The sequence below is a fragment of the Nonomuraea sp. NPDC049480 genome, assembly GCF_044465905.1.
Classification (GTDB): Bacteria; Actinomycetota; Actinomycetes; order Streptosporangiales; family Streptosporangiaceae; genus Nonomuraea.
In genome coordinates this window covers 40,087-66,082 of sequence record NZ_JBITMD010000034.1, presented here as the reverse complement: position 1 = coordinate 66,082, position 25,996 = coordinate 40,087, and the positions used below count along the sequence as shown (strand labels likewise).

Annotated in this window: 19 protein-coding genes; 12 read left to right on the top strand and 7 right to left on the bottom strand. The window is 71.3% G+C overall.

Translation table 11 applies throughout. From position 1 onward, the window contains the following. The 9 genes from ACIBX3_RS53315 (at window position 1) to ACIBX3_RS53275 (ending at window position 11,684) form a co-directional block, all read left to right on the top strand. On the top strand, window positions 1-2,106 hold the full coding sequence (locus ACIBX3_RS53315) for a glycoside hydrolase family 36 protein (RefSeq protein WP_397128462.1): 2,106 nt from the start codon (window positions 1-3) through the stop codon (window positions 2,104-2,106). A 36-nt stretch (window positions 2,107-2,142) separates the two neighbouring features. Further along, the gene (locus tag ACIBX3_RS53310) at window positions 2,143-3,474 is read left to right on the top strand and encodes an ABC transporter substrate-binding protein (protein ID WP_397128461.1); all 1,332 of its coding nucleotides are present in this window, start codon (window positions 2,143-2,145) and stop codon (window positions 3,472-3,474) included. Between the two features lie 4 nt (window positions 3,475-3,478). Then, window positions 3,479-4,387 (top strand): carbohydrate ABC transporter permease, encoded by a 909-nt coding sequence (locus tag ACIBX3_RS53305; protein WP_397128460.1) that lies wholly within the window; start codon window positions 3,479-3,481, stop codon window positions 4,385-4,387. Beyond that, window positions 4,384-5,217: a carbohydrate ABC transporter permease gene (locus ACIBX3_RS53300; protein WP_397128459.1), complete on the top strand. Its 834-nt coding sequence runs from the start codon at window positions 4,384-4,386 to the stop codon at window positions 5,215-5,217. The genes ACIBX3_RS53305 and ACIBX3_RS53300 overlap by 4 nt, the downstream gene beginning before the upstream one ends. Before the next feature lie 882 nt (window positions 5,218-6,099). Then, window positions 6,100-7,218, top strand: coding sequence for a hypothetical protein (locus ACIBX3_RS53295; RefSeq protein WP_397128458.1), 1,119 nt, complete (start codon window positions 6,100-6,102; stop codon window positions 7,216-7,218). Continuing rightward, a complete protein-coding gene (locus ACIBX3_RS53290) occupies window positions 7,215-8,516 on the top strand; it encodes a hypothetical protein (protein ID WP_397128457.1) in 1,302 nt (433 codons plus the stop codon). The genes ACIBX3_RS53295 and ACIBX3_RS53290 overlap by 4 nt, the downstream gene beginning before the upstream one ends. Then, window positions 8,513-8,896, top strand: coding sequence for a hypothetical protein (locus ACIBX3_RS53285; protein ID WP_397128456.1), 384 nt, complete (start codon window positions 8,513-8,515; stop codon window positions 8,894-8,896). Before ACIBX3_RS53290 ends, ACIBX3_RS53285 begins: the two co-directional genes overlap by 4 nt. 66 nt (window positions 8,897-8,962) lie before the next feature. Next, on the top strand, window positions 8,963-9,592 hold the full coding sequence (locus ACIBX3_RS53280) for a hypothetical protein (RefSeq protein ID WP_397128455.1): 630 nt from the start codon (window positions 8,963-8,965) through the stop codon (window positions 9,590-9,592). A 64-nt stretch (window positions 9,593-9,656) separates the two neighbouring features. Continuing rightward, window positions 9,657-11,684, top strand: coding sequence for an alpha-glucuronidase (locus tag ACIBX3_RS53275; RefSeq protein WP_397128454.1), 2,028 nt, complete (start codon window positions 9,657-9,659; stop codon window positions 11,682-11,684). A 33-nt stretch (window positions 11,685-11,717) separates the two neighbouring features. On the opposite strand, the gene ACIBX3_RS53270 is transcribed toward ACIBX3_RS53275, so the two are convergent. The 5 genes from ACIBX3_RS53270 to ACIBX3_RS53250 all read right to left on the bottom strand — a co-directional run bounded on the left by ACIBX3_RS53270 (window position 11,718) and on the right by ACIBX3_RS53250 (window position 18,408). Continuing rightward, a complete protein-coding gene (locus ACIBX3_RS53270; RefSeq protein WP_397128453.1) occupies window positions 11,718-12,404 on the bottom strand; it encodes a hypothetical protein in 687 nt (228 codons plus the stop codon). Window positions 12,405-12,477: 73 nt separating this feature from the next. Beyond that, window positions 12,478-14,115 (bottom strand): extracellular solute-binding protein, encoded by a 1,638-nt coding sequence (locus ACIBX3_RS53265; RefSeq protein ID WP_397128452.1) that lies wholly within the window; start codon window positions 14,113-14,115, stop codon window positions 12,478-12,480. A 33-nt stretch (window positions 14,116-14,148) separates the two neighbouring features. Further along, window positions 14,149-15,024 (bottom strand): carbohydrate ABC transporter permease, encoded by an 876-nt coding sequence (locus ACIBX3_RS53260; protein ID WP_397128451.1) that lies wholly within the window; start codon window positions 15,022-15,024, stop codon window positions 14,149-14,151. Further along, complete coding sequence (locus ACIBX3_RS53255; protein WP_397128450.1) at window positions 15,021-16,016, bottom strand: ABC transporter permease; 996 nt, start codon at window positions 16,014-16,016, stop codon at window positions 15,021-15,023. Before ACIBX3_RS53255 ends, ACIBX3_RS53260 begins: the two co-directional genes overlap by 4 nt. Window positions 16,017-16,020: 4 nt before the next feature. Continuing rightward, on the bottom strand, window positions 16,021-18,408 hold the full coding sequence (locus tag ACIBX3_RS53250; RefSeq protein ID WP_397128449.1) for a glycoside hydrolase family 3 N-terminal domain-containing protein: 2,388 nt from the start codon (window positions 18,406-18,408) through the stop codon (window positions 16,021-16,023). Window positions 18,409-18,986: 578 nt separating this feature from the next. Here ACIBX3_RS53250 and ACIBX3_RS53245 point away from each other — a divergent pair. Then, the gene (locus ACIBX3_RS53245; RefSeq protein WP_397128448.1) at window positions 18,987-19,901 is read left to right on the top strand and encodes an alpha/beta hydrolase; all 915 of its coding nucleotides are present in this window, start codon (window positions 18,987-18,989) and stop codon (window positions 19,899-19,901) included. Between the two features lie 118 nt (window positions 19,902-20,019). After that, window positions 20,020-20,205, top strand: a complete 186-nt coding sequence (locus tag ACIBX3_RS53240; protein ID WP_397128447.1) for a hypothetical protein — start codon at window positions 20,020-20,022, stop codon at window positions 20,203-20,205. A gap of 30 nt (window positions 20,206-20,235) precedes the next feature. Here the strand turns inward: ACIBX3_RS53240 and ACIBX3_RS53235 are convergent, their stop codons facing one another. After that, window positions 20,236-21,693 (bottom strand): N-acetylmuramoyl-L-alanine amidase, encoded by a 1,458-nt coding sequence (locus tag ACIBX3_RS53235; protein ID WP_397128446.1) that lies wholly within the window; start codon window positions 21,691-21,693, stop codon window positions 20,236-20,238. A gap of 86 nt (window positions 21,694-21,779) precedes the next feature. Next, complete coding sequence (locus tag ACIBX3_RS53230; RefSeq protein ID WP_397128445.1) at window positions 21,780-22,775, bottom strand: M23 family metallopeptidase; 996 nt, start codon at window positions 22,773-22,775, stop codon at window positions 21,780-21,782. Window positions 22,776-22,960: 185 nt separating this feature from the next. Here ACIBX3_RS53230 and ACIBX3_RS53225 point away from each other — a divergent pair, with 185 nt between their 5' ends. Next, on the top strand, window positions 22,961-25,930 hold the full coding sequence (locus ACIBX3_RS53225) for an AfsR/SARP family transcriptional regulator (protein ID WP_397128444.1): 2,970 nt from the start codon (window positions 22,961-22,963) through the stop codon (window positions 25,928-25,930). The last annotated feature ends 66 nt before the right edge of the window (window positions 25,931-25,996 follow it).

The following is a 25,996-nucleotide window of genomic DNA, read 5'->3' as shown; positions in this document are numbered from 1 at the left end:
TTGAACCCAACGAACACCAGCGTGGTCTGGGGCCATGAACGCCTGCGGGTCGTGCTGGACGTCTCACCCGACGGCCCGGTCGGCGTCCGGTCGCTGTCCGCGGGCGGCCTCTCCGCACCCCGGCCCCGGGCGACGCAGCCGCTGGTGGAGCTGCTGCTCCCCGGCGCGGGGCGGGCCCGCTCCGCGCATCGTTTCTCCCAGACGGCCGCCGGGCGCGGCCTGGCGTACCGGGGCTGCGAGCAGGCCAGGGACGGCGACTGGCACGTCCTGCGGATGGACCTGCACGACGCGGCGAGCGGGCTGGACGCCGAGGTGTTCCTCCGCTCGGCCGACGGGGTGACCGCGTTTCAGGTCTGGACGCGGGTGACCAACCGCGGCGACCAGCCGGCGCTGCTGTTGGCTGTCACGTCGTTCGCCGCCTGCTTCGCCGGCGGCGCGGTCGACTCCACGGACGTGCTGCGGGCCGACAGCGAATGGCTCGGCGAGAGCCGCTGGACCCGCGAGCCGCTGCGCGCGGCCGGCGTGCCCGACCTGAACCTGCGGTTGCACGCGCAGGACGGCCGCGGCGTGCTCGGGGTGGTCAGCACGGGCACCTGGTCCACCGGCAGCCACCTGCCCACGGGCGGGCTGGTCGACCGGGACGGCGGGCAGGCGTGGCTGTGGCAGATCGAGCACAACGGTCCCTGGCGGTGGGAGGTGGGTGAACGGCTCGACGGCGCCTACGTCGCGCTGCTCGGCCCGAACGACCTGGACCACCAGTGGCAGCAGCCGCTGGCGCCGGGCGAGTCGTTCACGACGGTGCCGGTGTCGGTGGCGGTGTCCGGCGACGGTCTTGAGGGCGCCGCGGCGGAGCTCACGGCGCACCGGCGGGCGATCGTCCGGCCGCATCCCGACCGGGAGCGGCTGCCGGTGGTGTTCAACGACTACATGAACACGCTCATGGGCGACCCGACCACGGCCAAGCTGCTGCCCCTCATCGAGGCCGCCGCGTCCGCGGGGGCCGAGGTGTTCTGCGTCGACGCCGGCTGGTACGACGACGGCGGAGCCTGGTGGGACAGCGTCGGCGAGTGGCAGCCGTCGCAGTCCCGGTTCCCGCGCGGCATCGAGGAGGTCCTCGGGCACATCCGCGCGCTCGGCATGGTGCCGGGGCTGTGGCTGGAGCCGGAGGTGATCGGCGTCCGCAGCCCCATGGCCGACAAGCTGCCGCCCGAGGCGTTCCTGCAGCGCGGCGGCGTACGGCTGACCGAGCACGGCCGCCACCACCTCGACCTGCGCCACCCCCGCGCGGTCGCGCACCTGGACCAGGTCGTGGACCGGCTGGTGGAGGAGCTGGGCGTCGGCTACTTCAAGCTCGACTACAACATCGACCCGGGCGTCGGCACCGACCTGGACGCCGGCAGCGCCGGCGCGGGGCTGCTGGCGCACAACCGCGCGCACCTGGCGTGGCTGGACGGCGTACTGGCCCGCCATCCGGAGCTGATCCTGGAGAACTGCGCGTCCGGAGCCATGCGCATGGACTACGCGATGTTGTCCAGGATGCACCTGCAGTCCACCAGCGACCAGCAGGACCCGCGCCTGTACCCGCCGGTCGCGGTGGCGGCGCCCCTGTCGGTGCTGCCGGAGCAGTCGGCGAGCTGGGCCTACCCGCAACCGGACATGTCCGACGAGGAGATCGCCTTCACCCTGTGCACCGGCATGCTGGGCCGGCTGTACCTGTCCGGGCGCCTGGACGGGATGTCGGCCGCGCAGCTCGACGCGGTGCGCGACGCCGTGCGCGTGCACCGGGAGATGCGCGCCGGCCTGGCGCGGGCCACGCCGCTGTGGCCGCTCGGCCTGCCGCGCTGGGACGACCCGTGGCTCGCGCTCGCCCTGCGCGCCGGCGACCACACCTACCTCGGGGTGTGGCGGCGGCCCGGCGCCGAGCCCTCCGTCCGGCTGGCGCTGCCGCACCTGGCCGGCCGCCCCGTCGAGATCGACGTCCGCTACCCCCGGCACCTGCCGTCCTGGGAGCGCGCCTGGGATCCCGTCACCGGGGCGCTGACGCTCACGACCGGCGACGGCGCGCCGTTCTCCGCCCGCATCTTCCACCTCCGACCCACGCACTGAACACCCCCCAATGAGATCAGGCCGAAAGAGATCAGCATGAACAACAGATGGACAGCAGTCGCCGGTGTGGCGGCGCTCGCGCTCGGGCTCACCGCCTGCAGCGACCCCTCCGTCCAGACCGCGGAGGCCCCTGCCGGCACGGCCGCCGCCGCGGCCTGGCCCGACCCCCAGGCCAAGCTGGACGGCGTCAAGCTGACGATCTGGGCCGCCCAGAACAGCAACACCGTGCCCAAGAAGGTCATCGAGGGCTTCCAGCAGGCGACCGGCGCCACGGTGGAGGTCGTCACCATCCCCGACCCGTACGAGCAGGGCGTGCAGACCAAGGTCGCCACCGGCGACAAGCCCGACCTGGCGTTCTGGCAGCCCACCGCGTCGATGCTGACCGCGATCAACGCCAAGGCGAACCTCCAGCCGCTGAACGACGCGCCGTGGCTGGCGCAGCTGGCGCCCGACCTGCGCGACATCACCGGCCTCCTGGACGGCGCCCGGTACGCCGCGCTGATCACCAGCCCGGCCGTCGAGGGCGTCTACTACAACAAGGAGGTCTTCGCCGCCAACAAGATCACCGAGACGCCGAAGAACTTCGGCGAGATGGTGGAGCTGGGGCGCAAGCTCAAGGCCGAGGGCGTCACGCCGTTCTTCGAGATGGCCGGCGACAAGTGGGCCACGCAGTGGTGGGTGCAGGTGCAGCTGGCCGACGCCGCCAAGGACGGCCTGTGGGAGCGGGTCAACACCGGCAAGGAGAAGTTCGAGGACAAGACCATCCTGGACGCGATCAAGACGTACAAGTCGCTGATCGACGAGGGGCTGTTCAACACCGACATCAAGACCGCCAAGTTCGAGGATCAGGGCGCGGCGCTGCTGTCCGGCAAGGCCGCCATGGTGGTGCAGGTCAACTCGTTCTTCGGGCAGCTGCAGGCCACGGCCGACACCGCGACGCTGAACAAGAAGATCGGGTTCTTCCCGATCTCGCCGTCGGGCAACGTCGGCACGTTCATCCCCGACCAGTCCAACGCGCTGGTGGCGTTCAAGACCGGTGACGCCAAGCGGGAGGCCGCGGCGCGGCAGCTGCTGGCGTACTGGATGGGGCCCGCGTACAAGGACTTCATCACCGACCGCGACACCGTCTCGCTGCAGCCGTCGGTGCCCAGCCCGGAGGGCGTGCCGCAGGCGCTGCTCGACGTGCACGCCTCGCTGCCGGCGGCGGTCGGGTCGATGCAGGCGCTCGCGGTCGCCAACCCGGACCTGTACCTGAACCTGGCCGACATGATCAACGGGACGTTGACGCCGGAGAAGGTCGCCGCGGCCACGCAGGAGCAGTTCGCGCAGCTCGCCAAGGCGGCCGGAGCGCCCGGATTCCAGGGGTAATCACATGCTCACGACGGCGCGGGCGACCGCTCCGCGCAGTGTGGCGACGCGGGGCCGGCCGGCGATCCGGCGGCGGACCCATCCGATGTGGTTCATGGCGCCCGCGTTCGCCATCCTGCTGGTGTTCTTCTTCCTGCCGACGTTGTTCAACTTCGTCTACGCCTTCACCGACTGGTCGGGTTTCAAGAGCGGGATCCGGCCGGTCGGCCTGGACAACTTCACCGACCTCGCCTCGAACGGCACGCTGTTCCGGTCGCTGCGGGTCACGGTGGTGTACGCGGTGCTGGTCGCGATCTTCCAGAACGCGTTCGGCTTCGGCCTGGCCGTGCTGCTCGAACGCGACACCGTGCTCAACCGGATCGCCCGGGTGTTCTTCCTCATCCCGGTGCTGATGTCCGCGCTGGCCGTCGGCTACATCTTCCAGGCCCTGCTCAAGCCGGCCGGCAGCCTGAACCGGCTGCTGGGGACGGATTTCGCGTGGCTGGGCGACACGACGTGGACGATCGTCGTGGTGGCGCTGATCCACGCGTGGAAGTGGATGGGGCTGTCGATGCTCATCTACCTGGCCGGGCTGAAGACCATCCCGGAGGACATCATCGAGGCGGCCCGGATCGACGGGGCGTCGCGGTGGCGGACGTTCTGGACGGTCCGGTTCCCGCTGCTGGCGCCGGCGATCACGTTCAACGTGGCGACGGCGCTGCTGGGGTCGATGAACGGCTTCGACATCGCCCAGGCCACGACGGGCGGCGGCCCGGCCCGCACGACGGAGATCCTCAACATCTTCATCTACCGCACGTTCGGCCAGGGCCTGTTCGCGCAGGCCACGACGATGAGCCTGGTGCTGTTCCTGCTGGTGGCCCTCATGGCGTTCCCCGTCATCTACGTCCTGCGCAAGCGGGAGGAGGTCCTGTGAGCGTGAGCGACGCGCGGCTGTGGCGGTGGCTGCAGCCCGTGGTCACCCCCGTCCTGGTGCTCGTCGCCATCGGCGTCCCGCTGTGGCTGGTGCTGGTGACGGCCGGCAAGTCGCGCGGCGAGGCGCTGAACCCCGATCTGTCGCCGCCCTCCGAGTGGCACCTGCTGGACAACCTGCGCCAGGTGTGGGTGGAAGGCGAGGTGCTGCCGGCGTCGCTGGGCAGCCTGCTCGTGGTCGTGCCCGCCGTGCTCGGGGTGCTGCTGTTCGGGTCGATGGCCGCCTGGATCCTGGCCCGCCGCGCCACCCGGCTCAACGCGGTGCTGTACGCGCTGGCGATCAGCGGCATCGTGCTGCCGCCCGCGGTGGTGACCGTGGTGCTGCTGCTGCGCCAGCTCGGCCTGGCCGGCACCGCGGTCGGGATGATCGGCGTGTACATGGGCATCTACATGTCCACGGTGATCTTCTTCGTCACCGGGTTCGTGCGGACGATCCCGTCCTCGCTGGAGGAGGCGGCGCAGATGGACGGGGCCGGTCCGATGAAGGTGTTCTGGCTGGTGGTGCTGCCGCTGCTGCGGCCGGTGCTGGCCACGGCGACGATCCTGGTCTGCCTGTACGTGTGGAACGACGTCTTCTACGCCTTCTTCGTCATCGGCGGCCGGGTGGACACGCTGCCGCTGAACCTCTTCCGGGTGGCGAGCGCGGGCCTCTACCTGAACAACTGGCACCTCATCTTCGCGTACGTGGTGCTGATGAGCCTGCCGCTGATCGCGGTCTTCGCGGTCGCCCAGCGGAAGATCATCTCGGGGATCACCAGCGGTGCCGTCAAATAGCGACGGCACCGCCCGCTCGCCCCGCGCCAGCATCGTGTACGGCTTGCGCCCGCCGCCGGGTCGGTGGGCTCGGCGGTGATGTCGCCCAGGTCCGCCACGGCGACCGGGCCGCGCTTGTCGGCGATCACGTCGCCACGATCGAGGCGGGCCGGCAGCGCCCGCCCGCCGGTCTCGTCGCCGCCTCCGCCGCGCAGCGCCCAGAACAGGTCGGGGTTGGAGTCCGCGGTCACCCTGGCCGGCTCGCCGCCGGCGGTGACCACGTCGAAGGCCCGCACGCCGTCGGCGGCGAAGCCGTGCTTGCGGCCGAACCAGCTCATCCCGCCGCCGAGGGTGTAGCCGGTCACGCTCACGACGGGACTGCTGCCGGCCAGCCCGGTCAGCCCGTGCGGCCCGGCCGCTGACCGCGGCCGCCACGTCGCCGGCGCCCTCGGCCTGGACGACAGCGGCCACCTGTTGCTCCACCGACAGGTTCCATGCCTTGGACGCCTGCTCGAAGCCGTCCTCGCCGGGCAGCAGGACGGCGCCCTTGACGGTGCTTCGCAGGCCGGTGTTCGTCATTTCATGCTCCTCTCGAGATCCACCGCTATGACGGACGGGCGGGGAAAAGGTGACCGGCAGGACCGGGAAACCGGCGTGATGTGGCTCACACCTCGCCGGCGCCGGCCGGTCGCCCCGCGGGAAAACCCGTATTTCACTAAGTGCGCATTTGAACCGAGGGCGATTTCCTCATTACTCCACGCCACATTCGAAGCCCGATATTGGGTTCTCCCTTTTTCCACCGCATCTGGAAAGATCGACGTCAAAGAAGGGAGGCCCGAGGTGGCTTTGGCAAATGCCGGCGTACGCCGGTTACTGGCAGACACAGGGCAGCCGCGTGAATGGGTGTCGCTCCGTACGGACCTCGTCACGGCGCTGCTCGGGGTGTGGTTCGGCGTCGGGCTGATGATCGATGCCTGGGCGCACACCAACCTCGACGCGAAGCTGGAGACGTTCTTCACGCCGTGGCACGCGGCCTTCTACTCCGGATTCGCGGCCGTTTCCAGCTGGATCATCTGGCAGGTGTGGCGGAACGTGCGCGCCGGCCGGCAGGGCCTGGCGGCGGTGCCCATGGGCTACCTGGCCGGGCTCGTCGCGATTCCCGCATTCGCGGCGTTCGGTTTCGCCGACATGATGTGGCACACCTTCCTCGGCATCGAGCGGACCATCGACATCCTGTTCAGCCCGTCGCATCTGGGCCTGATCACGACGATGCTGCTCATCATCACCACGCCGGTCCGCTCCGTGTGGAACGCCCACGACATGGGCGCGCGGCCGTCGCTCGGCAGGCTGCTGCCGGCGCTGATCGGGCTCGCGTTCGCCACCACGCTGGTGTCGTTGTTCCTGTCGTACGGCGACGCCCTGCAGTGGCGCGCCGTGCGCATCGTGGAGGCCTTCTCCAACCTGGACGACCCGGGCGCCGACCGGCTGGCCACCACGCTCGCCCTCACCAACATCGTCCTGCTCGCCCCGGTGCTGCTGCTGGTGCGGCGGTGGCGGCTGCCGTTCGGGAGCGTGAGCGTCATGTACGCGGTCGCGGTGCTCATGCCGGGCGCGCAGACGGCGTTCGAGAACCTGTCGATCCTGCTGGCCATCGTGGCCGCGGGCGTCGTCAGCGATCTGCTGATCCAGTGGCTGCGGCCGTCGGGCGCGCGGCGGTCGGCCTACTGGGCGTTCGCCGGGCTGTCGGCCTTCGCCACGTGGTCGCTGTACATCGGGGTCGCCTCGGCGACGGGCGGCGGGCTGCCCGGCGTGACGGAGCTGTGGACGGGAGCGCCGATCGTGGCGGGGTTGCTCGGGCTGGCACTCGGGGCGCTGTTCCTGCCCAACGCGGTCACCCCGGCCGCCGCCGAAGCCTCGCCGGTCGTGGTCACCCCGGCCGGCGCGACCGTTCCGGCCGGCGCGAGCGCCCCGGTGGAAGCGGCCGGCGCGGTGCCGGATCCGGTCGACGCCGACAAGGCATGATCAGGCGGCTTCTCTGCCTGGTCGTAGCCCTCGTGCCGGTTCTGGTGTGCGCCGCCCCGGCGGCGGCGCACAACGTCTCGGCCGGGGCGGATCTGCGGATCGCCCAGACGATCGCGGGCACGGAGCTCACGGTGGTCGTCAAGGGGACGACGCGCGTTCCCGGGCCGCTGCGGATCGGGGTCATCGCCTACCAGCCGGTCACCGGCCTGCCGGTCGAGCTGGAGGTGCGGTCGGTCGAGGACGGGCGCGCGGTCACGGGCGTGGCGCGGGCGGCGGCGCGCGACCCGGAGTACGTGGAGCTCAAGGTGGAGCGGACCGGGCCGCACGAGCTCACACTGCGGGCCGGGAACGAGGTGGCCGTGGTGCCGTTCCGCGTTCTCGTGGAGCGCGGGTCCGGGGCGGAGTTCCTGATCTACGGCGGGTTCTTCCTGGCGGGGCTGCTGCTGGTGGGCGGGCTGCTCACCGGGGCGCTGGCCCGGCCGGGCCGCGCCGTGCTGCTGGGCGGTGGCGCCGCCGCCGGGCTGACGATGGCCGTCATGGTCATCGTGTTCGAGCCGATGCTGCCCGCGGGACCGCCTGACGGCGCGGCGCCCGTGGTGACGGCGCAGGCGGGCGGGCGGCCGTTCGTCCAGGCGCGGATGGAGACGGTTCCGGCGCGGCCGGCCGCGGGAGAGGAGTTCACCTTGCGGGTCGATCTCGTCGACGGGTCCACCGGGCGGCCCGTGGACGACCTCGCGCTCCATCATGAGGCGCTCGCCCACGTGGTCGTCACCAGCGAGGACGGGCGCCATTTCCGGCACGTGCATCCGCTGCGCACCGCGCCGGGGCGGCTGGAGGTCAGGCTGCGGGCGGACCGGGCCGGTGCGTACATCGCCCACGCCGAGCTGGAGCGGGAGGACTCCGGAGGGCAGCTTCTCACCGGGCGGTTCAGCGTCGAGGGCAAGGGGCCGGAAGGCCCGGAAAGCGGCCCGGAAAGCGGCTCGGTCTCCGGCGTCGGCGCGCGGCCGCGGTCGCAGCCCGCCGTTCCGGTGGCGGGCCGGCCGGCGACGATCGAGCTCGACGCCTCGGGAAGCGTACGGCCGTGGCTGGGCATGAGCGGTCATCTGATCGTCCGCAGCCAGGACGGCGCCTTCCTGGGCCACGTGCACGAGATGGGCTCGGGCGGGCCGCGGCTGCGGTTCACGTTCAGCTTCCCGCGGGCCGGACGGTATCTCGCCTGGGCCCAGTACGCCCTCGGCGACCGGATCGTGACGGTGCCGTTCACCGTCGACGTGACTGCGCCGGAGGGCACCCGGTGAGGCGGATCGTGATCGCCGTCGTCCTCGTCGTCGCGGCTGTGGTGATCTTCATCGTGGGCCGCGGGCTGGGGTCCGAGCCGCTCCGGGCCACCAGCACGGGCGCCCGCTACGCCGTCACCGTCGTCATCGGCAAGCCGGCGACCGGCCGTGTCTCCGTGGAGGTGCAGGTGACCTCGGGCGACCCGGACACCGTGGCCCTGTCGGCGGTGATGACCGGCATGGGGCACTCCACGCCGGAGATCGCCGCGCGGGAGGCCGCGCCCGGCCGTTTCGTGGCCGAGGGCGAGCTGTTCCCGATGACCGGGGCCTGGGAGGTGTCGATCCGGCTGGGCGGGCCCGCGGGCGAGGAAGTGCTCGTCGTCAACGCGCTGATCACCTGACGGCACGCTTCGCAAAACCCTGAAATGTGCCGGACAGCTCACCACCCAGTACTAACGTGCCCTTTCATGACATATGGCCCTCATCAGCCACAGTTCAACGCCCCGCATCCCCCGCCCGTGGTGATCGACGTCGGCGGGGACGCCAAGGTGAAGGCGCTGATCGGCGGCTCGGTCGCCGGTGTCATCGGGGTCATGACGCTCTACTGGTCGATCACCGGACAGGTCACGGGCGGCTCGGGCGGCTCGGTGGTCGGCGTGGTCTTCGCGCTGGTCTTCCTGTCCATCGGCCTGCTGCCGATCATCGCCTGGCGCCGGCTGAACCGGCCGCGCCGGCTGGTCTTCGACGCCTTCGGCGTGCGCTGGGACGATCCGCAGGGCAAGCCGTGGGCGGTCCCGTGGGCCGAGCTGTCCGGGGTGGGCATCTCGCGCACCAAGCAGCGCCGCGTCCAGCCGGCCGACTACATCCTGCGCAAGATCATGGTCCGCCTCGACCTCTTCCCCGCCGACCCGGGCTTCCGGGCGCGTCACCCGGGCATGGAGCACCTGTGGGAGTTCCACACGGTCAAGAACGGCTACCGGCTGCCGCTCGGCTCGAACCCGAAGTACATCCCGGTCATCGAGGAGGCGATGGGGCGCTTCCGCCCGGCGGCGTACCTGGGCATCAAGGACGAGGGCTTCATCGTCGGGCTGGTCTGATCGGCGATCATCGCTTTCGGTAGATTCTCCGTGACGGCTCGGCCCGCCTGACCGGAGGAGCTTCGTGACCATTCCTGAGCTGACCGACGTGCACGCGGCGTGGCTGCCGCCGGAGGCGTTCCGGGCGATCGGCGCACGCCGTGCCCTCGTGCGCGGCGACGGCACGCTCGCCGAGACCGTGCACGCCGAGGTCGCGCGCGCCTGCGAGCGGTACGGCGGCAGCGTGCGGCGGACCGGCGACGGCCCGTCCGACCTTGTGCTGGCGCTCTCGGCGGCCGAGGCGCTGCCGGCCGTGGCGGCGGCGATCAGGGACGAGGCGGGGCCGGCCGGCGCTGAGGGTTACGTGCTGGCCCGCCGCGACGGCGTCACGGTCGTGCTCGCCGACGATCCGGCCGGCCTGCTCTACGGCCTGTTCCACGTGGTACGGCTGGGCGAGCCGGCGTTCGGCGCCGATCGGCCGGTGGAGCGGCACCGGCCCGCGACGCGGCGGCGCATGCTCGACCACTGGGACAACATCGACGTGCATCCGGTCATGGGCCAGGTCGAGCGCGGCTACGCGGGCGGGTCGATCTTCTGGCGGGACGGCGTCCTGCGCGCGGATCTGACGCGGGTGCGGGCGTACGGGCGGCTGCTGGCCGCCTGCGGGATCAACGCGGTCGCGATCAACAACGTGAACGTGCACGCCGCCGAGGCCCGCCTGCTGACCGACCGGCTCGGCGAGGTCGCCGCGATCGCCGCCGAGCTGCGACCGTACGGGATCCGCGTGCACCTGTCGGTCACCTTCGCCTCCCCCGTCGCGCTCGGCGGGCTGCCGACCGCCGACCCGCTCGACGAGGACGTGCGGCGGTGGTGGGCGACGGCCACGGAGCGGGTGTACGCCACGATCCCCGACTTCGGGGGATATGTGGTGAAGGCGGACTCGGAGGGGCAGCCGGGGCCGTTCGCGTACGAGCGCACCCACGCCGACGGCGCCAACCTGCTCGCCGACGCCCTGGCCCCGCACGGCGGTGTCGTGCACTGGCGGGCCTTCGTCTACAACCACCGGCAGGACTGGCGCGACAGGTCGACCGACCGCGCCCGCGCCGCCCATGACCACTTCGCCCCGCTCGACGGGCGCTTCCGCGACAACGCGATCCTGCAGGTGAAGTACGGCCCGATGGACTTCCAGCCGCGCGAGCCGGTGTCGCCGGTGATCGCGGCCATGCCGGGCACCCGCCTGGCGGTGGAGTTCCAGGTGACGCAGGAGTACACCGGTCAGCAGAAACACGTGTGCTACCTGGCCCCGTTGTGGAGCGAGGTGCTCCGGTTCGGCCCGTGGGGGGCGGACGGGCCCGCCGTGGCGGACGTGGCGGCCGGCGGCGGCCTCGTCGCGGTCTCCAACGTCGGCGACGACCCGTTCTGGACGGGGCATCCGCTCGCCCAGGCCAACCTGTACGCCTTCGGCCGCCTCGCCTGGGACCCGCGCCTGGACCCGGCGGCCGTCCTCGACGAGTGGATCGGCCTCACCTTCGCCCCGGCCGCCGAGCCGCTGCGGCGCACGCTGCACGCGATGATGGACGGCTCCTGGCGTACCTATGAGAGCTACACGGCGCCGCTGGGCGTGGGCTTCATGGTCCGGTCCGGGCACCACTACGGCCCCGACGTGGACGGCTACGAGTACACGCCGTGGGGGACGTACCACTTCGCCGATCGGGACGGCGTCGGCGTGGACCGCACCCGCGCCTCCGGCACGGGTTTCACCGGCCAGTACCCGCAGCCGTGGTCGGACGTCTACGAGTCCCCCGGCCGGTGCCCCGACGAGCTGTTGCTGTTCTTCCATCACGTGCCGTACGGGCACAAGCTGCACAGCGGCTCGACCGTCATCCAGCACATCTACGACACCCACTTCGCCGGCGCCGAGCAGGTGGCCGAGATGCGGACGCGCTGGGACAAGCTTGACGGCTCCGGGCTGGTGGAGCCGGCGCTGTACGCCCGGGTGAGGGAGCTGCTCGGCGAGCAGCTCCGCTGCGCCGAGGAGTGGCGCGACCAGATCAACGCCTACTTCTCCCGCAAGTCGGGGATGCCCGACGCGCACGGCCGGCGCATCCCCTGACTGCGCCTGATCACCGAGCTCCCCTGGGAGGGCTCAGGCGGTGAACTCCTCCTGGACCTCGGCGATCACCGGGCGGCTGTTCCACAGCAGGGCCGCCGCGAACGCCGAGGCCAGGAGCGCCGGCAGCAGCTCGGTGGCCACCAGCGTGGCGCCGCCCGCGACGACCAGCAGGGAGGCGTTGGCCAGGGTGGCCTTGGGGTGGCGCGTGAGGACGTACGAGGCCAGCCGGGCCACGTCCACCGCCCGGAACTCGAACAGGGACGTGATCACCAACGCGTTGGCCACCCACAACATCGCCGCCGCCGCGACGAGCACCAGCAGGACCGCCCACCACCCGGGCACGCCGGCGGCGGCGAAGTTCGCCAGGTTCGTGCCGACGACGGCGACCACCGCCAGCCACGGCACCCAGATCTTCAGCACCCCGCGCACGTTGGCCCTGTAGCCGCGCCAGAACGCCGCCGCCGGATGGAGGTCCGCGAGGTCCCTGCTGCGATGACGCAGCGCGTAGAGGGCGGCGGACAGCGCCGGGCCGAGCGGCAGCGCGCACGCGGCCGCCAGCGGCACGTTGCTCGCGTCGCGTCCGAGCAGGGTCAGCGCGACCAGGCCGGGCGCGGCCGTGACCAGGAACAGGCCCTCGACCACCAGCAGGCTGTAGATCAGCGCGGCGGCGCGCGAGAGCGGACCCGCGCCGAAGCGCCGTCCGGCCGTCGCCTCACTCATCGAATCTCCTCCTCCCGGCCGGGCGGCCGCCTGCCGTCCCGCCTGCTGTCCCACCACGGCGGCGTCCCGCCGATCAGCCGTGTTCCTTCTTGAACCGCTCGTAGGCGGTGGTGACCAGGTTCATGTAGGAGGTCATGTTCTTGGCCTCCAGCTCCTTGACGTAGGCGTCCCACTCGCTCAGGTCGCGCTCGCCGAGGATGAACTTGAGCGTGTTCTGGGTGACGTGGTCCTTCAGCGGCGTCTCCCACAGCGAGGCCTGCTCGCGCTCCTCGTCGGTGAACGGGCGCGGCGGCTCGACCGGCCAGGGCTTCCTGGCGTTCATCACCTTCTGGAACTCCAGCTCCTCCTCGGAGAAGGTGGACTGCAGCAGCTTGGTGGTGCCGCCGTAGGTGAACACGCCGTTGTGGAAACCGAAGTCCTTCTGCAGGTGCTTGGGCACGCCGGGGTTGAGCCCGACGAAGTCGACATCCTTGGCGAGCTTGTAGGCGCCGGCGGCGTCCTTGGTGAAGGTGGTGCCCTCGACGCCCCACTTGGCGAACTCCTGGCCCTGGTCGGAGTAGTAGAGCCAGTCGATGAACTGCATCATGGCGACGAAGTTCTTGTTCTCCAGGGCCTTCTTGGAGATCATGACGCCGTTCTCGGTGCGGGGGGCGATCTTGTACTCCCCGATCGGGCCCATGGGCACCGGGATCTTGACGATCTTGGCGCCTTGGACGGTCTTCTCCAGCGTCGCCCGGTGGTCGTTGACGATCGTCTGCGCGTTGGCGCTCATGACGAAGGACTTGCCTGAGTTGAACTTCTGCTTGGCCTGCTCGTCCTGCTGCGTGAAGCTCTCCGGGTCGAGCAGCTTCTCGTCCACCAGCTTGCGCAGATACTCGATCATCTGCTTGTACTGCGGCATGGCGCCGGTGTAGGCGAACTTCCCGGCGGCGGAGTCCCAGGTCGCGTGCTGGTACTCCCAGCCGCCCTTGGTGCCGTACGCCTGGGCGACGATCTTGAGCAGGTTGCCGCCCGGCGTGGGGACGCCCCACCGGTCGGTCATGGGGTAGTTGTCGGGGTACTCCTTCTTCATCGCCTTGAGCACGGTGTACAGCTCGTCCCAGGTCTTCGGGACCTCCAGGCCGAGCTTCTCCAGGATGTCGGTCCTGATCACCAGGGAGTAGTCGACCCAGATCTCCTCGTGGAGGCCGGGCAGCAGATAGAAGCGGCCGTCGGACTGCCGGAGCGTGTTCAGCTCGGGCTCCATCCGCCACTTGGCGACCCTGTCCTTGAAGTTCGGCATCAGGTCCATGTAGTCGCTGACCGGCAGGATGGCGCCGGAGGACACGAACGCCTCCTCGGCCGGGTGGTAGGTCTTCGGGATGATGAGCGGAGCCTGACCGGAGCCCACCAGCAGGCCGCGCTTCTTCTCGTAGTCGCTGAGCGGCACCGCCACGGGCTTGAGCGTGACGTTGGTCCGCTTGGTCAGCTCTTGCCAGAACAGCCAGTCGTTCTTGAGCGGATAGAACGGGTGGTTGTTGTAGAGCACGTCGAACGAGACCGGCTCGGTGGCCTTGAACTGCTGGCCGGCGGCGTAGCCGGCCATCGCGCCCGCCTTGTTCGCGGACACGTCGGCGGCCTTCTTCGGGGCTTCGTCCTCGCCGCAGCCGGCGAGCACCAGCGTGAACGCGCCCAGGCCGACGATCGCCTGGCGTCGTGAGATTTCGCGCATTGGGGGATTCCTTTGCCGTGGGGGTGGGAGGCGCTAGCCCTTGACCGCGCCGAGCATGACTCCGGAGACGAAGTACCTCTGGACGAAGGGGTAGACCGCGAGAATGGGAAGGACGGTGAGCATGATCGTCACCGCCTGGATGTTGGAGGCGGCCTGCCCCACCTCGGAGAGCGCCGCGCCGGCGGACTCGGCTCCGGTGGCTCCCGCGATGAGGTTGCGCAGGTAGATGGTCACGGGGAACAACTCCTGCTCGTTCAGGTAGAGGAACGCCGTGAACCACGAGTTCCAGAACGAGACCGCGTAGAACAGCACCATCGTGGCGATGACCGCCTTCGACAGCGGCAGCACCACCCGCCACAGGATGCCGTAGGTGTTCAGGCCGTCGATGGCGGCGGCCTCCTCCAGCTCGCCCGGCAGGCCCTCGAAGAACGCCTTCATGACCAGGAGGTTGAAGACGCTGATGGCGTTGGGCAGGACGATGGCCCAGATGGAGTTCGTCAGCCCGAGGCTGTTGACGAGCACGTACTGGGGGATCAGGCCGCCGGAGAAGATCATGGTGAAGACGGCCACCCAGATCAGCGCCGTGCGGCCCTTGAGGTGCTTCTTGGACAGCACGTACGCGTAGCAGGTCGTCATCACCATCGCGATGACCGTGGCGACGACGGTGTAGACCACGGTGTTGCGGTAGTTCGTCCAGAACATCGGGTCGGAGACCACGATGCGGTAGGTCGTGAGGTTGAACCCGCGCGGGATGAGGTTGACCTGCCCGGTGATGATGTAGCGCTCTTCGCTGAACGAGCGCGCGATGATGTTGACGAAGGGATACAGCGTCACGATCACGACGCCGGTCAGGATGACGGCGTTGATCCCTTGGAAGACGCGGTAGCCACGGCTCTTGGCGATCGTCACCACAGGCCAGTCCCTACTGTGCGACGGGAGATCAGGTTCGCCGACACGATCAGCACGATCCCGATCAGCGCCTCGAACAGGCCGATCGCGGCGGCGTAGCTCAGGTTGCTGGACTCCACGCCCATGCGGTACAGGTATGTGGAGATCACGTCGGCGGTCGGATAGGTCAGCGGGTTGTACAGCAGCAGGACCTTCTCGAAGCCCGTGGCCATGAACGTGCCGATGTTGAGGATCAGCAGCGTGATCGCCGTCGGGCGGATGCCCGGCAGGGTGACGTGCCAGATCTGCCGCCACCGGTTGGCGCCGTCGATCCGGGCCGCGTCGTAGAGCTGCTCGTCGATGGTGGTCAGCGCGGCCAGGTAGAGGATGGTCCCCCAGCCGACCGTCTGCCAGACCTCCGACGAGACGAAGATCGTGCGGAACCACTCCGGTTTCTGCATGAACGGGGTGGCCTCACCGCCGAGCGCCTTCACCATCTGGTTCACCGGCCCGTCGATGGCCAGCATCTGCATGACGAGGGCGGCCACGATGACCATCGACAGGAAATGCGGCAGGTAGGACACCGACTGCAGGAACCGCTTGATGCGACGGCTGCGCACCTCGTTGAGCAGCAGCGCCAGCGCGATGGGCAGCGGGAAGCAGAACAGCAGGGTCAGCCCGCCGAGGACGAGCGTGTTGGTGAACACGTTCCAGAACATCGGGTCGTTCAGGAACAGCTTCACGTACCGCAGGCCCACCCAGGACTCGCCGAAGATGCTGCCGCCGGGCTCGAACCGCCGGAAGGCGATCACGTTGCCGATCATCGGGGCGTACCGGAAGATCAGGAAGAACAGCAGCGGCAGGACGGCCAGCGAGTACAGCTGCCAGTCGCGGCGGAGCGCGTGCCGCCACGTGCCGGGGCGAGCCCGCCTGCGCCGTCCGGGGTCCGGCCGGTCGGGGCCCGTGACCCGCGGCGGATCGTCCAGGGTCGTGCTCATCCCGCTCGTGTTCATGGCCTCACTCCGTGAGGCCGGCTCGGTCGCCATACGCCGCCGCCTTCTCCCCCGCTATGGGTGTGACGCCGGCCGTCGCCAGCAGTTTCCTGTCGTGCCCGACCTGGCGCTCGGCGCCGGTCAGGCGCAACCGCACGGCCGCGGCCGTCTCCGCGCTGGAGCGGCCGAACCGCAGCTCGACGTCGCCGGGCTCGACGACGCGCCGGCCGCGTACTCCGGTGAACGACGTGACGTCGGCCGGGACCGTGAACGACACGCGCGCGGCCTGCCCGGCCTCCAGCGGGACGCGGGCGTAGCCGGCCAGCCGCACCACCGGCCGGGTCGTCTGCGCCACCGGGTCGTGCAGGTACAGCTGCACGACCTCGGTGCCGGGCCGCGGCCCGGTGTTGCGTACCGTGATCTCGACGGTCGTCTCGCCGCCGACCGGCCATTCGGCCGGCCCGCGGACGCCGGCGTCGCTCCACTCGAAGGTGGTGTAGCTCAGCCCGTGCCCGAACGGGAACGCGGGCGCCGGATCCACCGACGACACCTCCGAGCTGCGGCCCAGCGGCGGCGACAGGTACGTCGACGGGAGCCCGCCGGCGTCGCGCGGCACGCTGACCGGCAGCCGCCCGGACGGGTTGACCGCGCCGGTGAGCACCTCGGCGAGGGCCTGGCCGCCGCGCTGGCCGGGGAAGAAGCCGCAGACGACGCCCGCGGCGGCGCCGGCCGCCTCGCCCAGCGCGTACGGGCGGCCGGCGAGCAGCACCAGCACGACGGGTGTGCCGGTGGCGAGCACGGCCTGGACGAGCTCGGCCTGCACGCCCGGCAGGTTCAGGTCGGTGGCGTCGCAGCCCTCGCCGGAGGTGCCGCGCCCGAACAGGCCCGCGCGGTCGCCGACGGCGAGCACGCACACGTCGGCGCCGGCCGCCGCGGCGGCCGCGGCGGCGATGCCGGAGGTGTCGTCGCCGGTGATGTCGCAGCCCGGCACGTACGCGAGGTCCGGGACCAGCGCGGCGAGCGCCTCGCGCAGCGACGGGATCTCCACGCCGAGCCCGTGCTCGGGATGCGGGCCCACGTGCGCCGGGAAGGTGTAGCAGCCGAGCATCGCCATCGGGTCGTCGGCGACCGGCCCGACCAGGGCGACGCGCCGGCCGGCGGCCAGCGGCAGGACGCCGCCGGTGTTGCGGAGCAGCACGATGGACTGGCGGGCCAGGCGCAGCGCGATGTCCTGGCCGGTCTCGTCGTCGAGGCGGAGCCTTTCCACGTCCTCGGGAAGGGGCCGCCAGCCGGGGTCGAGGAGGCCGAGTTCGGCCTTCTGCGCCAGCACGCGGCGCAGGGCTCGGTCGATGAGGGCCTCGTCGACCTCTCCGGCCTTCACCGCGTCGATCAGCGGGGCGCCGAAGGTGTCAATGGTCGGCAGCTCGACGTCGATCCCGGCTCGCAGCGCCAGCCCGGCCGCGTCCCCCGCCTCCGCGGCGACGCCGTGCAGACGCTGCAGGAACCGGACGGCGAAGTAGTCGGAGACCACCGTCCCGGTGAATCCCCATTCCTCGCGCAGCAGCCCGGTCAGCAGGCGCTCGTCGGCGCCCGCGGGAAGGCCGTCGATCTCGGCGTAGGAGTTCATCACCGATCGGGGGCCGCCCAGGCGCAGCGCCATCTCGAACGGCGGCAGCACGATGTCGGCCAGCTCCCTGGGGCCCATCTCGACGGGCGCGTGGTTGCGGCCGCCCCGGGAGGCGGAGTAGCCGGCGAAGTGCTTGAGCGTGGCGACGATCCCGGCGCCCTCGATGCCGCGCACGTACGCCGCGCCGACGGTCCCGACCAGGTACGGGTCCTCGGCGATGGTCTCCTCGGTGCGGCCCCAGCGGTAGTCCCTGGTCACGTCGAGAACGGGGGCGAGGCCCTGGTGGACGCCGGCGGCGCGCAGCGACCGGCCGATCTGACCGGCCATCTCCTCGACCAGCTCGGGGTCGAAGGCCGCGCCCCAGCTCAGCGGCGCCGGGTAGACGGTCGCCCCCCAGGCGGCGAACCCGGTCAGGCACTCCTCGTGGACCTGGGCCGGGATGCCGAACCTGCTGGCGGCCACGATCTCCGCCTGGGACGCGGCGAGCGAGCGGGCGCCGGCGACGGGATCGACCGGCGCGGTCCCGAACGGGCGGGTCAGCTGGCCCAGCCCGTTGCCGATGACGGTGTTCCACTCCACGCCCGTCATCTCGCTCTGGTGCGGCGCGACGCCTCCCCCTGAGGCGTCGGCGCCGACCCAGACGCCGACGAGCTGGGCGACCTTCTCCTCCAGCGTCATGAGCGGGACGAGCGCCGCGGCTCGTTCGGCGGGTGACAGCCGGGTGTCCTGCCACGGCGGGCTCTCCCCGGTCGCGGTGGACGTGTCGATGGGTACCTGACCCCTCATGCCATCCTTTCGGCCGATGACGGCGTCGTCCCACGGTGTTCAGCGGGAAAGCGTCACGCTGGGGGACACCGAAAACTTTCGAGAAGATCCGTTAATATTGCGGCAACTTAGGGGTCGTCAATGAATCGTGTCAAGAGGCTGGCGGCCTGCTATGTTGCTGACCTGGTTGCTGTCCTCGTCGATGGCATTAGCGCGGGTCACGGCGTCGATAGGATTCCCCTATGGCGACAAATTGCCGGAAAGTTTCGGAAACAAAAAGAGGAGACGCGGCTGACAAGTTGCCGATCAGCCGGCGTCTCCCATGTGGCGATCCGCTGGGGATCCATCCGGCGAGCCGGACGCCGGCGACTCCGTGGCGATCGGGAGGGTGAGTCGCCGGCCGGCCTGCACGCTCGTGAAGGCCCGCGGCATCCGCACCGCGCTCAGGCCGTCGGGCCCGCGTGGTCGAGGCCTCGTCCATGCGCACCGACGGCCGGCCGACCGCGCTCGTCCGTTGACGCCTTTCCTCGCTCCTCTTACGTTGAGGGAACGTTCCGGGTGACGTCGATCACTCCTGGCCCAGGGTGAGGTGCACGGCCATGTCCCTTGACGAAGCGACGACCCGGTTCCTGCTGCAGATGGGCGAGGCCGGCGCCAAGCCGCTGCACGAGATGAGTCCCGAGGAGGCGCGCGTCACGTTCGGCGCGCTGCGCGACCTGTACGGCGAGGGGCCCGCGATGGCCCGCGTCGAGGAGGCCGTGATCGCGGCCGAGGACGGAGGCTCGTTCGGAGCCCGGATCCTGATCCCGGCCGAGCCGCCGCGCGGCGTGATCGTGTACTACCACGGCGGGGGCTGGGTCCTCGGCGCCCTCGACGAGTTCGACACGCTGGGACGGCAGCTGGCCCAGCGGACGAGCTGCGCGGTGGTCCTGGTCGACTACCGGCTGGCGCCCGAGCACCGCTACCCGGTCGCGGCCCGCGACGCGTACACCGCGCTGCTGTGGACGGCCGGCGCCTTCCCCGGCCTGCCGATCGTCGTGGCGGGCGACAGCGCCGGCGGCAACCTGTCGGCCGTCGTGTCCCGGCGCGCCCGCGACGAGGGCGGCCCCGCGATCGCGCTGCAGGTCCTCATCTACCCGGCGACGGACTGCGACCTGGACGGCGCCTGCTACAGCGACCCGGAGAACCAGCTCCTGCTCACCCGCGACGCCATGGCCTGGTTCTGGGACCACTACGCGCCCGACCCGGCCGCGCGGACGCATCCGGACGCCTCCCCGCTGCGGGCCGCGGACCTGTCGGGCCTGCCGCCCGCGGTCGTCCTGACCGCCGAGTACGACATCCTGCGGGACGAGGGCGAGGCGTACGCCGAGCGGTTACGCCAGGCCGGGGTGCCCGTCGAGCTGCGGCGGTTCGAGGGCCAGATGCACGTCTTCTTCACGATGGTGAACGTGCTGCCGGGCAGCGCCGCGGGGCTGGACTTCGTGGCCGGAGCGGTCCGGAGGAGCCTGGGATAAGGGTCGACAATCGCCGGCCGGCGGGTCGCTGTCATCGGCACGGGCTCCTCCGGCAAGGGCGCCTGTCCCTGCGGCGCAAGTGGCAGGCCGGGCCGCGCACGTACCTGGGGACGCCTGGGTGGCGCACGTCAACGAGGTCGCCGGGTACACGCTCTTCCCGCGGGCGGACTCGTGGTACATGGGCGCGAACATTCCCGGCAAACCCCGGGTGTTCATGCCGTACGTCGGCGGTGTGGGGGTCTACCGGGAGAAATGCGGCCAGGTGGCGGCGGACGGCTACGAGGGCTTCCTGCTCTCGGCCTGATCCGCCGCCGACCGGCAGCACTGCGAAGGGTCAGCCGCAGTGCTCGAAGGGGCTGGTGTAGGTGGCCGTGCCGGCCTTGCCGCCCCACTTGACGCACTTGTCCTGCGCGGAGGCGCGTACCGGTCCCGCGTAGTAGGTGAAGTTGCCGCTGTCGGTCACCCGCGGCTTCTTCTCGACCTCGAGGAAGGCGCTGACGGCGCTGGCCTTGCCGAGCGACGTCTTCTTGATCGTGGTCACGCAGTTGGCGCCGCTGGTGGAGTTGTACATCAGGTAGGCGGTGCCCGCCGTGCCCAGCGCGGCCTGGTCGATCACCTTGAAGCCGCTGCCGCACACCTTCTCGGGCGTGTGCGGGTTGGGGGTGCCGCCACCACCGCCGCCGCCGGTGACGTACTGCATGTACTTGGTCCAGTTCCAGTGCGGTCCCGGGTCGGTGTGGTCGGTCCCGGGGACGACGTTGTGGCCGACGATGTTGGTGCGGGTCTTGGGGATGCCGTACCGGTCGGCGATGTTGCGGGTCAGCGCGGCCGAGGATCGGTACATCGCGTCGGTGAACCACGTCGCGTTGTTCACGAAGCCCTCGTGCTCGATGCCGACCGAGCGCCTGTTGTAGCTGCCGGCGTGGAAGGCCCGGTTCTTCTCCCTGACCATCTGGGTGATGGCGCCGTCCGCGGAGCGGATGACGTAGTGGGAGGAGGACGGGTTCGCCCGGGGACCGTTCTGGAACCAGGAGATCGTCCCGGCGTACGAGCCCTGCGTCACGTGGATGACGATCTTGTCGATCTTGTCGCTGGTGGGGCGGTTGGAGACCGCGTAGTTGCTGCTGTGCGCCGCGACCCAGGTGGCGCCGGGGTAGTCGGTGTTCGCCGCGAGCGTCTGGTTGGGCGCGTTCAGGTCCTTGGCCTTCTCGTACGGCCCGCGCTCCGGCTCGACCGCCCGCGCCGGCACCGTGACGGTCTCGCCGTCCGGGGTGGTGGCGCGCACGCCCTGCGCCATCAGGTCGTAGACCGAGTCGGCGTACAGGCGGGCCACGTCGGGCGAGGAGGCGTTGCCGTACTTGGCGACCGCCTGGTACCACTTCGCCGGGTCCTTGCGGTCCGCGGCGGTCACCCCGGCGCCGTCGGCGAGGGCGCGCAGCACGGCGGCGCCGCCGGCGATGTTGGCCGCGTCGTCGCTCTTCAGCTTCGCGACGTCCTCGCCGGTGATCTTGGACGCCTGCTCCAGCGTGCGCGTCTTGGGGTTGCTGACCAGGTGCATCACGCCGTACCCGCCGCTCATGCTGGGCTCGCCGTCGTGCCCGTCCAGGTGGGTCTCGGCGTACGCGAGCGTCACCAGCAGATCGCGGGGCACCTCGTACTTGGCGGCCGCGCCGGCGAACGCGTCGGCCATGGGATCGGCGGCCACGGTCGCCTGTCCCTGGCCCATGAGCAGCGGAAGGGGCATCAGCGCGCCGGCCAGCAGCACGGCTGATCGGCGGAGTCGGGGGTGCACAGATTTCTCCTCGGGAGGTTGAAACGCGAAACGTGGAGCGGCCGCCGGTCACAGGAGGGGGACGGCGGCCGCTCCGGCTTTGAGGGTCAGCCGCAGTGCTCGAAGGGGCTGGTGTAGGTGGCCGTGCCGGCCTTGCCGCCCCACTTGACGCACTTGCCCGACGCCGCGGAGGCGCGTACCGGTCCCGCGTAGTAGGTGAAGTTGCCGCTGTCGGTCACCCGCGACTTCTTCTCGACCTCGAGGAAGGCGCTGACGGCGCTGGCCTTGCCGAGCGACGTCTTCTTGATCGTGGTCACGCAGTTGGCGCCGCTGGTGGAGTTGTACAGCAGGTAGGCGGTGCCCGCCGTGCCCAGCGCGGCCTGGTCGATCACCTTGAAGCCGCTGCCGCACACCTTCTCGGGCGTGTGCGGGTTGGTCCCGCCGCCACCGCCGCCGCACTTGTTCTTCGAGGTCAGCGTCTGCGTGGGGTAGCCGAAGGTGGCCCCGTTGAAGGCGGCCTTGCGGATGTTGCCCGGGTATCCGTTGCCCTGCCGGACCTCGTAGTGCAGGTGCGGGCTCATCCCGCTGTTGCTGGGCTTGGTGGTCTTGCCGACCGTCCCGATCCTCTGCCCCTGCGAGACGCGGGCGCCCGCGACGACGTCGCGGCGGTTCAGGTGCGCGTAGAACGTCTGCCAGCCGCCACCGTGGTCGATCTTGACCAGGTTGCCGAAGCCGTTCACGGAGCCCTGGTGGGCGGAGATGACCACGGTGCCGGCCGCGGCCGCGACGACGGTGTCGCCGAGGTCGGCGCCGGCCGTGCTGCCCCGGTTGAAGTCGATCTCGTACGACCGGTGGGCGCTGCTGTTGCTGGAGTTGCCGGTCCAGCGCTGGTCGCACGGGAAGGGGAGCTGGAAGCGCGGCGCCGCCAGGGTCGAGACCGGCGGCACGTCGACGGTGTTCGGGGGGTCGTCCGGGTGCGCCGTCGGAGACGGCGTGGGAGTGGCCGTCACCGACGGAGATGGCGTCGGAGCGGCCTTGCCCACGATCGGTCCCGCCGAGGCGACCTGGCCTGACATCAACCCGGCCAGCAGAACAAAACCCACCGTAAGTACCCCTCTGGGTCTCATACGGATCCTTTCGTGATCTTACGAAGCGCTCTTGCTGGGGACCCAGATTGGGAGTACGGCATACAGAGAACATCCAAAATCGGTATAAAGGCTCAGCCGGCTTCAACGACGACCCAACGAATTGCCGCAACCGCGCAAGCTGAGGAGTAGGTGCGTTCGTAGTGGTTGACCTGCCGAATTTCGGCATTCTCGGGCCCTTGGTGGTCAGGACGCCGGAACATGCCGTCCGCGTCGCCGGCAAGAAGCCGCGGCTGTTATTGGCCTCGCTGCTTCTTGAGGCGAACCAGGTGGTCGCCTCGGACGTGCTCATCGAGGTCCTGTGGCCGGTGAATCCCCCGTCGTCCGCGGTGGCGAACCTGCGGACGTACGTGAGCGCCCTGCGCGGCGCCGTGGGCGAGGCCGGGGCCAGGATCGTGGCCCAGCCCTCGGGGTACGCGGTCGAGCTGCGGACCGAGCAGCTCGACACGCTGCTGTTCGAGGACCTGGTGGCCAGGGCGCGGGCGGCGGGGCGTACCGAGGAGGCGGCCGGGCACCTGCGCAGGGCGCTGGCGCTGTGGCGCGGCAACCCCCTGGGGGACCTGCCGGGCAGCCCGGTGTGGGACGGGCGGCTGCGCTCGCTCGCCCAGGCGCGGCTCGGGGCCGCCGAGGAACTGGTGGCGACGAAGCTGGCCCGCGAGGAGTACACGGCGGCGATCGACGACCTGCGCGAGCTGATCGGGGAACACCCCTACCGTGAGGATCTGTGGCAGCGGCTGATCCTCGCGCTGCACCGGAGCGGCAGGCGGGCGGAGGCTCTGCACGCGTACACGACGGTCCGGCGGCAACTGGTGGACGAGCTCGGCATCGAGCCGGGCCAGGACCTGCGCGACGCCCACGCCGCCGTCCTCTCCGACGACCTCCCCCCGCAGCCGATGGAGCAGGCCGCCACCCCCTCCGGCGTGGGGGCGCCCGCCGCCGGTGCCGGGGCGCCCGTCGCCGGGCCGGGCGCGCCTTCGGCGGACCCGCCCGTCGCGCACGGCATGCCGGTGCCGCATCAGCTGCCCGCCGACGTGCCGGACTTCACCGGACGGGCCGAGGCGGTCGCCGCCCTCACGAGGGCCCTGTCTCCCGAGAAGCGTGGAGCGGACGGCCCGCCGTCGATCGCCGTGGTCGTGGGACCGCCCGGGGTCGGCAAGTCGGCGCTGGCCGTGCACTGCGCGCACGCCGTACGCGCCGCCTACCCCGAGGGACAGCTGCACCTGTGCCTGGGCGGCACCGACCGGACCCCGGCCGACCCCGGCGACCTGCTGGCCCAGGCCCTGCGGGCGCTGGGGGTCGCCGAAGCGGCCCTGCCCGCCTCGGTGCACGAGCGGGCCGCGCTGTACCGCTCCCTTCTCGCCGAGCGCCCCATGCTCGTCTTCCTCGACGACGCCGCCGACACCGCCCAGGTGCGGCCCCTGCTGCCCGGCAGCGGCTGCGCGGTGCTCGTGACCAGCCGCCGCCGCATCACCGAGTTACCCGGGGCGCTGCTGCTGGAGCTGGACGTACTGACGCCGGCGGAGGGCGAGGAGCTGCTGGGCAGGATCGCCGGCGCCGGCCGGGTGGCCGGAGAGCGGGAGGCCGCGCTGGCGATCCTGGACGCGTGCGGCCACCTGCCGCTCGCCGTCCGCGTCGCCGGCGCCCGCCTGGCCGGACGGCCCGGCTGGTCGCTGCGCGAGCTCCAGCGTCGGCTGGCGGACGAGACCACCAGGCTCGACGAGCTGCGCGCCGGCGACCTGGAGGTACGCGCCTCTGTCGACCTCAGCTACCACCGCCTGCCCGGCGACGCGGCCCAGGCCTTCCGCACGCTGGCCCTGCTCGGCCCGGCGTCCGTGCCCGGCTGGGTGGCCGACGCCGTGCTCGACCGGCACCGCGCGGACGCCGTCGTGGACACGCTGGTGGACGTGAGCCTGCTCCGCCAGGTCGGGACCGATCCACTCGGCCAGCCCCGCTACCGCCTCCACGACCTGGTCCGCTGCACCGCCAAGGAGAAGGGCGGCGGCGAGGCCGAGCGGCAGGCGCTGACCCGGGTGCTCGGCGGCTGGATGAGCGCCGCCGAGCACGCCACGACCCGCCTGCCGACCACGCTGTTCAGCATGACGTCGGAGGCGGCGCCCCGCTGGGGCCTGGAGCGGGAGACGCTCGGCCGCATGACCGCGGACCCGCTGTCGTGGTTCGTCGCCGAGCGTGAGTCGCTGGTGGAGGCGGTGCGGCTGGCCGCCCGCATGGGACTGGCGCAGTCGGCGTGGGGGCTGGCCGCGACGCTCGTCCCGTACTTCGATCTGCACTGCCGCCTCGACGACTGGCAGCTCACCCACCGTCTCGCGCTCGACAGCGCCCAGGCGGCCGGCGACCGCCGCGGCGAGGCGGCCATGCTGCGCGGCCTCGGTCAGGTCTGCCTCTACCAGGACCGCTACGCCGAGGCCGACGAGATGCTGCGCCGCGCCCGGGTGATCTTCCGCGAACTCGGCGACGCCCGCGGCGAGGCGATCTCGATCTGCGGGCTGGGAGCGGTCAACCAGTTCTCCGGCCGGCATCTGCGGGCGCTGGGCTATTTCCGGCACGCCCTGGCCATGTTCCTGGCGGACGGCGACCCGAGCGGCGAGGCGTACGCGCGGCAGGCCATCGGCCGGGTGTACCTGTCGCTGCAGGACCTGCGCCAGGCCTCCCGGTGGCTCGGCGAGGCGCTGCGGCTGGCCGGTGAGCTCGGCGACTCCCACCGCGAGGGGTGCGTGTCCATGCAGCTCGGCCGGCTGCACGACCTGGCGGCCGAGTCCGACGAGGCGATGCGCTTCCAGGGACGGGCGCTGGACATCTTCGAGACGCTCGGCGACCGGCACTGCGGCGCGTACGCCCTGCAGAACCTGGGCGGGCTGCTCGCCGCGCGGGGCGACCGCTCACACGGCTCCGCCGAGCTGCAGCGCTCGCTGGTGATCTTCCAGCAGCTCGGCGACCGGAGCGGCGAGGCCGACACGTTCCAGACGCTCGGCGAGGTGTATCGCTCGTCCGGGCGCGCCGCGCTGGCCTCGCACTACCTCCACCGTGCCGTCGAGCTGCGCAAGCAACTGCGCGATGACGCTGAGGACCGGCGGCTCAGCGCGTCATCGTCATGACGATCGGCCGGTGGCCGGCCGTGACCGTTACATTCGACCTTGACGAACGGTAACGGGTCGCCGATG